The sequence below is a fragment of the Parvibaculum sp. genome, assembly GCF_002684405.1.
Classification (GTDB): Bacteria; Pseudomonadota; Alphaproteobacteria; order Parvibaculales; family Parvibaculaceae; genus Parvibaculum.
The window spans coordinates 1-7,875 of record NZ_NYVD01000057.1; the positions used below are offsets into that span (position 1 = coordinate 1).

The 7,875-nt window shown below is 61.1% G+C and carries 6 protein-coding genes and 2 pseudogenes; 5 read left to right on the forward strand and 3 right to left on the reverse strand.

Annotated features, from left to right (window positions below; translation table 11 throughout):
• Positions 1-977 (forward strand): alpha-isopropylmalate synthase regulatory domain-containing protein (locus CMI59_RS04900; RefSeq protein ID WP_293325524.1); only part of this gene is annotated, 977 nt, incomplete at its 5' end.
• A gap of 2 nt (positions 978-979) precedes the next feature.
• Here the strand turns inward: CMI59_RS04900 and CMI59_RS04905 are convergent.
• The 3 genes and pseudogenes from CMI59_RS04905 to CMI59_RS04915 all read right to left on the reverse strand — a co-directional run.
• Entirely contained in the window at positions 980-1,957 is a 978-nt protein-coding gene (locus CMI59_RS04905) for a hypothetical protein (protein ID WP_293325527.1), read from the reverse strand.
• Between the two features lie 2 nt (positions 1,958-1,959).
• Positions 1,960-2,787, reverse strand: coding sequence for an alpha-1,2-fucosyltransferase (locus CMI59_RS04910; protein WP_293325529.1), 828 nt, complete (start codon positions 2,785-2,787; stop codon positions 1,960-1,962).
• A 125-nt stretch (positions 2,788-2,912) separates the two neighbouring features.
• A pseudogene (locus tag CMI59_RS04915) lies at positions 2,913-3,389 on the reverse strand (TIGR00730 family Rossman fold protein); the annotation flags it as partial.
• A gap of 232 nt (positions 3,390-3,621) precedes the next feature.
• On the opposite strand from CMI59_RS04915, the gene CMI59_RS04920 reads away from it, so the two are divergent.
• The 4 genes and pseudogenes from CMI59_RS04920 to CMI59_RS04935 all read left to right on the forward strand — a co-directional run.
• Positions 3,622-4,626, forward strand: a complete 1,005-nt coding sequence (locus CMI59_RS04920) for an Ig-like domain-containing protein (RefSeq protein WP_293325531.1) — start codon at positions 3,622-3,624, stop codon at positions 4,624-4,626.
• A 139-nt stretch (positions 4,627-4,765) separates the two neighbouring features.
• Positions 4,766-6,706, forward strand: coding sequence for an ABC transporter ATP-binding protein/permease (locus CMI59_RS04925; protein ID WP_293325532.1), 1,941 nt, complete (start codon positions 4,766-4,768; stop codon positions 6,704-6,706).
• A gap of 49 nt (positions 6,707-6,755) precedes the next feature.
• Positions 6,756-7,442: pseudogene (locus CMI59_RS04930) on the forward strand (phosphatidylserine decarboxylase); the annotation flags it as partial.
• A gap of 18 nt (positions 7,443-7,460) precedes the next feature.
• The coding region (locus tag CMI59_RS04935; RefSeq protein WP_293325535.1) for a CDP-alcohol phosphatidyltransferase family protein at positions 7,461-7,875 on the forward strand (415 nt) is incomplete at its 3' end.

Here is a 7,875-nt window from a genome sequence, read left to right on the forward strand (position 1 = left end):
CTGCGATCCGGGCAGGCGTACGTCAGGTGCAGGGGACGCTGAACGGGCTCGGCGAGCGCTGCGGCAATGCGAATATGGTGTCGCTGATCCCGACGCTTCTGCTGAAGCCGGAGTTTGCCGACCGTTTCGAAATCGGTGTGACGCTCGACCAGTTGAAGCTGATCACCCACGTCTCGCGCACGCTTGACGAAATACTGAACCGTGCCCCGGATCGCTATGCGCCCTATGTCGGCGAGAGCGCCTTTGCCTCGAAGGCGGGCATCCATGTATCCGCGCTGCTGAAAGACCCGCGCACCTATGAGCATGTGCCGCCGGAATCCGTCGGCAACAAGCGCAAGATCGCGGTGTCCGATCAGGCCGGCCGGTCGAACATCCTGGCGCGTCTGGAAGAGGCAGGGATCGAGGTCGACCCCAAGGACACGAAGATCCAGCGCCTGCTGGACGAGGTGAAGGAACGCGAGTTCCTCGGCTATTCCTATGATGGCGCGGAAGCCTCTTTCGAGCTGCTGGCGCGGCGCATCCTCGGTCAGGTGCCTGAGTTCTTCAATGTGGAGTCTTTCCGCGTGATGGTGGAACGCCGCTACAATGCGGTAGGCGATCTTGTGACCATCTCGGAAGCCACGGTGAAGATGCATGTGGATGGCGAAGTGCTCTTCTCTGCCGGTGAAGGCAACGGCCCGGTCAATGCGCTCGATCAGGCGCTGCGCAAGGATCTTGGCAAATATCAGCCCTTTATCGAGGATTTGCGTCTCGCCGACTTCAAGGTCCGTATCCTGACGAGCGGCACGGAAGCTGTAACCCGTGTGATGATCGAAAGCGTGGATGGCGACGGGCTGCGCTGGTTCACGGTGGGCGTCTCGCCCAATATCGTCGACGCCTCTTTCCAGGCGCTCAGCGACAGTATCACCTACAAGCTGCTCCGCGACGGTGCGCCTCTGCCGACCCAGCACAGCCGCAAGGAAAAAGTGCGGAGCTGACCTCAGCCTGCCGGTTTGGATCGGGTCCTGACGGCAAGCGCGTCGCGCAATGCCGTGCCGCTGCTTGCCGGGTCCTGAAGCTGGATCCAGTGCGGCAATGGCGGGTGCCAGAACCCTTCATAGAGGCAAATGCCGTCGTTCAGCAGCGCGGCGACGAAGCTGAGTGAACTCTTTGCCATCAGAAGGATATCCGACTGCGCGAGATTATGGATGGTCTCGAAAATGTCCGTATCCAGAAAGAGGCGGCATCCTGCCTCCTCATATGCGAGAAAGTCGGCGCGGTCGCCTTGCGACCAGACGTTCACCGAAAGGACGAGGCCTTGAGTTTCAGCGGCCTGTCGCGCGCTGCGAACGGTCTCCAGGATCGCCTCATCGCCGGTAAAACGGTTGCTGTGATGCGGATGGTCGGCTGAAACGTCGCCACGCCGGACGTGGACATTCATGGTGAGTGTGCCGGGGGCGCGGTGGAGCGTAAGCGCGGATTTATCCGACAGGGCATATTTCCGCCGGACATCGGGAAGGACGGCGGCAAGGGCCTCGACATCGGCATCGGTGAAGCCGGTGAAATGTTCGGCCTCCGCGATCAGGTCGCCGCCACGCCAGAGCGAGGGCGATTTGAGAAAGCGCTTGATCGGCACACACTTTGCATCTTGCTCCGATCTCAGCTGCTTCTCTCCGTGACCGAGATTGAAGAAGGTCTCCCAACTTTCCGCCCATTCGGCTTCGTTCCCCTCGGCATGGGCAATGGAGCGGAACGGCGAATGGTAATAGGTAAGCCCTGTCGCCCGCGCGAGTGCCAGAGCAGAAATGACGGCGTGGACCTGCGCGCCGCCGCCATCGTCCTTGCCCCGGCAGGTAAGCCCCTTGGGCGAAGTGGCGACGCCGTCTTGCACGAGGCGTGCGAAGGCGAGGGACTGCGGCGCGCCACCAAGGCGCGTCTTCAACCATGCAAGAAGGACTGACGGAGAAAGAACGATCATGACTACGGCTGTGCTTCGATAGGGGTCATCCACGGCGCGACGATGCCGACGGGATACTCGATGCCTACCGTGAAGCCGAGCCATCCTTGCGGCGCGATCACGGGCAGGTTGCGGCTGGAGAAGAAACCGCCCCACCAGCTGAGCGTACTGTTGGAAACCACTCCGCCATCACAAAGCGTCATCAGGCCGAAATCTTCATAGACATTTTGTCCGGTAAAGAGATGCGTATCGGGCTCGGACAATATATCCGTCACGGCGTCCGGTTCGTCGCTCAACACGATGAATTGCGTACCGGCGGCGGCGGTTTCAATCTCCCGTTTTCCCCGGCGGAAATAGTCGAGATCCAGAAGCGGTGACCGGCCGAAGATCTTCCAACGCCGGTAATCGCCGCGGCGGATGTGAATGAAGGCCTTGGGCCCCTCCGGCAACCGGGCCAGAAATTCAGCGGCGGTTTTCCGGTGCTCGGACTTGAGCCGGAAGCTCGCATCGGCGGCCAGTTGGGCCGCCTGAAAATAACCCTTGCCGACATACATATACTTGTCGAGCAATCCGTGGCTGAGCGTGATTTCCGACCCGCGCAGCCGGAACGAGCCGGTCTCGACGGTAAAGACCTCGCGCCGTTGCTCGTATCCGTCGAAGAGCCGCAAGGAAACCAGCGTTTGCCCGAGCGATCTGAGCAGTCGCTTCGCCATTCTGGTTTCTTCGCGGTCGCGCGTATTCCTGACGCGAAAGCGCGGCCAGTCGAACCCCTCCAGAAAATCCTCCATGCCCCGGCAAATGACAGTATCGCCGTCGGACAGAACGTGATCGAGAAAGGCCGCCTGGAACATCTGGTTCCCGAGCCTGCCGTCCCCGGTAAAGAATGCGGTCCGCCCGCCTCGCATCTCAGGGCGGCCTCTATGCGCGGAAGAACGTCTTCTACCTTGTCCACGACCGAATAGAGCGAGCGGAGATTGGAACCGGTAAACTTGCGGTCGATGAAATGATCGAACAGTTCCACCAGTGGATCCCAGAACCCCTGCAGATTGGCCAGAACGATCGGATGGGTGTGGCGTTCGAGCTGCGCCCAGGTCATCATTTCCACCGTTTCTTCCAGCGTGCCGATGCCCCCCGGCAGCGCGACAAAAGCGTCCGACATCTCGAACATCCTTTGCTTTCGTTCATGCATGGTCTCGGTGACGATCAATTGGCTGACCTCGTCGAACCGGATTTCACGCTTCTGGAGGAATTCGGGGATGATACCTGTGACATGCCCCCCGTCGCGCAGAACCGCGCGTGCGATAACCCCCATGAGCCCGATACCGCCTCCACCATATACCAGTCCGACGCCGGAGCGGGCGAGGATCTGGCCGAACCGGTCCGCAGCTTCTTCGAAAGCCGGCTCATTCCCGATGGAAGAACCGCAATAGACGCAGACATTGGACACCTTCATGATGGTCCTCGGGACAGGAAAAGCGGGGCATTAACCTACTGAATCTGTGCACGTTCGGGCACAGTGCTGCAATGCAGAATTCATATTGGTGCCGTGATTGCAAGCTAATGAAATATGTCCGCATAGTGGGGGCGGAATAGCGGGCGCGCTTTCAATGGGCTAGGGTTCGTTCCGGCTTCCGCGGAAGCCCGCCGGGGGACGGCTGGGTATCGAATCGAAAAGAGGGTGTCTCATGCGTTTGGGGGTAATAGCGGGCGGTGTGATCCTCGCCGTGCTGCTTTTGGCAGGCGGATACTGTTTCTTCTTCTATGAAGGCGCGGCGGAAAAGCCGGCCGAGGCCACTGCGGTGACGGAACCTGCGACGGCCGAGCAGGAGACGACGGCATCCACGGAAAAGGCGGAAGATCCCTCCGTGCCGACCTTCTCGGTCGTGCGCGTGGATAAGGACGGATCGACCGTTGCGGCGGGCCGCGCCCTGCCGGGGGCGAACGTAGAGGTGAAGGCCAATGGCGAAGTGGTCGCGACGGCCAAGGCGGACGACAACGGCGAGTGGGTCGCCATTCTCGACCAGCCGCTCAAGTCCGGTGATATCCAGATCACGCTGACTGCGCGCAATCCCGATGGCAGCGAAAAGAATTCCGTTCAGGTGGTCTCCGTTTCCGTGCCGGAATCCACCGACGAACAGGCGCTGGTCGTCATGAGCGAGCCCGGCAAGGCGAGCAAGGTGCTGCAGGGACCGGGCGTGGCGTCCGCGTCGGGCGAGCTTGTGCTCGAAACCGTGGACTATGACGAGAACGGCAATCTCATCATTTCCGGCCGTGCGAAACCCGGCACCACCTTGCGCATCTATGCAGGGGCTTACGCGCTGGGCGAGGCGGTGGCCGGCGACGATGGACGCTGGGAATTGCGTCCCTCCGTCGAGCTTGCACCGGGTAAATATGCCTTGCGTGTGGACCAGATCGGCGCAGACGGAAATGTGTCCGCCCGTGTGGAGGTGCCGTTCCAGCGCGGCCGACCGGAAGATGTGGTCGCGGCCCTCAAGGCGGGGCAGGTCGTCATCCAGCCCGGCAACAATCTGTGGAGCATCGCCCGCAAGCTTTATGGCTCCGGCTTCCGCTACACGCTGATCTACAAGGCCAATAAGGGGCAGATCCGGGATCCCAACCTGATCTATCCCGGCCAGATATTCGATACGCCGGGCGCCGCGCCCTCAAACGCGGACTTGCCTACGCCCTGATAACCCTTATCTAAGGGACTGATGAGCCCCGAACGGCCCGGCTATGCCGGTGGCCGGGCGGGGCGCATTTGTTTAACGCTTTCCGCTGTCTTCGCGCTGCAGGCTTGCGCGAGAGGCTGAAAGCAAGGATTGTCACGCCATGTCGCCACGCCATTCCAGAGTTGCCGACGGCACCGAAGTGAACCCGGTGACGGGGAAACCCGGGAACCGGGACCGGCGCCCCCTGGAGACCTTGCTGTCTCTGCTGCCGCGTCTCTGGCCGAAGCACCGCCCGGACTTCCGCCTGCGCATAGTTTTAGCCCTGCTGGCTCTCTTCGCCGCCAAGGCCATCACGGTCTATGTGCCGGTTCTCTACAAAATGGCCGTGGATACGCTCTCGCCGGAAGGGACAGCCGCCGTCGCCGTGGCGGTCCCCGTCATGCTGATCGTCGCCTATGGCGTGGGCCGGATCATGATGGTGGCATTGGCCCAGCTTCGTGACGGCATCTTTGCGCAGGTGGGGCAGAACGCCGTGCGCGAGCTGGCGGTGGAGACCTTCCGCCATCTGCATGCGCTCTCGTTGCGTTTCCATCTGGAGCGGCGCACGGGCGGCCTGTCGCGTGTCATCGAGCGCGGTACCAAGGGCATCGACTTCCTGCTGCGCTTCACGCTCTTCAACATCGTACCGACCATTGTCGAACTGTTCCTGGTCTGCGGTATTCTCGCCTGGGCCTTCGACATCTGGTTCGCAATCGTGACTGCCATTACCGTTGCGGTCTACATCGTCTTTACATTCGCCGTGACCGAATGGCGGACACGTTTTCGCCGGGAGATGAACGATCTCGATACCGAAGCCAATACCAAGGCAGTCGATAGCCTCCTCAATTTCGAGACGGTCAAATATTTCGGTAATGAGGATCATGAGGCCCGCCGCTTCGACAAGGCGATGGCGGGCTATGAGCGCGCGGCGGTAAAGACCACCACTTCGCTTTCCATGCTGAATGCTGGGCAGGCCCTGATCTTTTCCAGCGGTCTCACTGTGCTAATGCTGATGGCCGGGCAGGGGATTGCGAACGGCACCATGACGGTTGGCGATTTCGTGATGGTGAATGCCTATCTGATCCAGCTCTACCAGCCGCTGAATATGCTGGGCACCGTCTATCGGGAAATTCGCCAGGCGCTGATCGACATGGAGACCATGTTCGACCTGATGTCCGTGCCGCCTGAGATATCCGACAGTGAGGATGCGACCGAGCTCAAAGTCGGGGGCGGGGAGATTGTCTTTGAAGACGTTCACTTCGCCTATGACCCGGATCGTGAAATTCTACGCGGCATTTCGTTCCGCGTTCCCGCCGGCGGCACATTGGCCATTGTCGGACATTCCGGGGCGGGCAAGTCCACCATCTCGCGCATTCTCTATCGCTTCTACGATATCCAGAAAGGCCGTGTGCTGATCGACGGTCAGGATATCCGCGATGTACGACAGGATTCGCTGCGCGCGGCTATCGGAATGGTTCCGCAGGATACGGTCCTGTTCAACGACACCATTCGTTACAATATCCGGTATGGACGCCCTGAAGCGGCCGCCGAAGACATAGAGGCGGCTGCCGCCCACGCGCAGATCGCCGATTTCATCGCGGCACTGCCCAAGGGGTACGACACCATGGTGGGTGAACGCGGGCTGAAGCTGTCGGGCGGCGAGAAGCAGCGCGTCGCGATCGCCCGAACCATTCTGAAGAATCCGCCAATCCTCATTCTCGACGAAGCGACCTCTGCGCTGGACACCCACACCGAACGAGAGATCCAGTCTGCGCTCAAGGCCGTTTCTCAGGACCGGACAAGCGTCATCATCGCCCATCGGTTGTCCACAGTCGTCGATGCCGACGAGATTATCGTGCTGGAACGCGGCGAGATCGCGGAGAGGGGTAGCCACGACGATCTGCTGGCTCGGGGCGGTGTTTATGCGGCCATGTGGAACCGGCAGGCTGTCGAGGCGGTGGCGCTGGAGCAGCTCGAGGAAGTGGCGTCCAAGGAGCCTCAGGCGGAAATCCCGGCTGACGGCACCGCCGAAGAGGACAGCGAAGAATTTAGCCACGCTTAACCCACTGCCTCTATCGGTCTAGTATGCTCCTGAAAGAGCAGGCCGAAAGGAAAGCATGTCCAGTATCACCTCCGTTTTCGCCCCGATCCATCGAGAAGGGCATAAATTCACGATCATCTTTGCCGCGGTAACAGTGGTCCTGTTCCTGCTGTGGGAACCGCTGGGCTGGCTGGGCGTGGTCCTGACATTATGGTGTCTCTACTTCTTCCGCGATCCCGATCGCGTGACGCCGACGCGGCAGGGCCTCGTCATCAGTCCTGCGGACGGTGTGGTGAACATGATCACAGAGGCTTCGCCGCCCGAGGAACTGGGGTTGGGCGAAATGACCCGCACCCGCGTGTCCATTTTCATGAACGTCTTCAACTGTCACGTGAACCGGGCCCCTGTGGCAGGCCGCGTCGAGCGCGTGGCGTACCGGCCTGGAAAGTTCGTGGATGCGAGCCTCGACAAGGCAAGCGACGCGAATGAACGAAACTCGATGGTGATCGAACGCGAGGACGGAGAGAAAGTCGTTGTGGTGCAGATTGCCGGTCTCGTCGCGCGCCGCATCGTCTGCGATGCCAAAGAGGGGGATATGCTGGCGGCGGGCGAACGCTACGGCATTATCCGCTTCGGCAGCCGCCTTGATGTATATCTGCCAGAAGGCGCCGTGCCGCTGGTCGCGGTAGGACAGATGGCGATAGCAGGAGAAACGGTGCTGGCCGATCAGCTGCTGACAGAGCCGCATCATGTTTAGGAAAGGCGGCTGACGCAGATGCCGAATGCCATACCTCCCTTCGAGCCGGAACCGGGCGCTCGCATCGGGCAGAAACGCCGACGCCTCAGGCGCTTCGGTCCTTTGCCCGTGCGCACGCTGATCCCCAATGCGCTCACCATCCTGGCGCTCTGCGCGGGGCTGACCTCGATCCGCTTCGGCCTTGAGGGCAGGTTCGAGGCGGCGGTGGCCGCGGTCATCATCGCGTCGGTCTTCGATGCGCTGGATGGGCGCATCGCGCGTATGTTGCAGGGCACCAGCAAATTCGGAGCGGAACTGGACTCGCTGACCGACTTCGTGAATTTCGGCGTGGCGCCGGTCGTTCTGCTTTATCTCTGGTCGCTGCAGGATATTGGCGGTCTCGGCTGGATCGCGGTTCTCGGCTATGCCGTGTGCTGCGCGTTGCGGCTCCCCC

What these genes read in the sequence shown, in the direction of transcription:
- CMI59_RS04925 (WP_293325532.1), top strand. Translation starts at nt 4,766, where the DNA reads ATGTCGCCACGCCATTCCAGAGTTGCCGACGGCACCGAAGTGAACCCG.
- CMI59_RS04910 (WP_293325529.1), bottom strand. Translation starts at nt 2,787, where the DNA reads ATGTTCCAGGCGGCCTTTCTCGATCACGTTCTGTCCGACGGCGATACT.
- CMI59_RS04920 (WP_293325531.1), top strand. Translation starts at nt 3,622, where the DNA reads ATGCGTTTGGGGGTAATAGCGGGCGGTGTGATCCTCGCCGTGCTGCTT.
- CMI59_RS04905 (WP_293325527.1), bottom strand. Translation starts at nt 1,957, where the DNA reads ATGATCGTTCTTTCTCCGTCAGTCCTTCTTGCATGGTTGAAGACGCGC.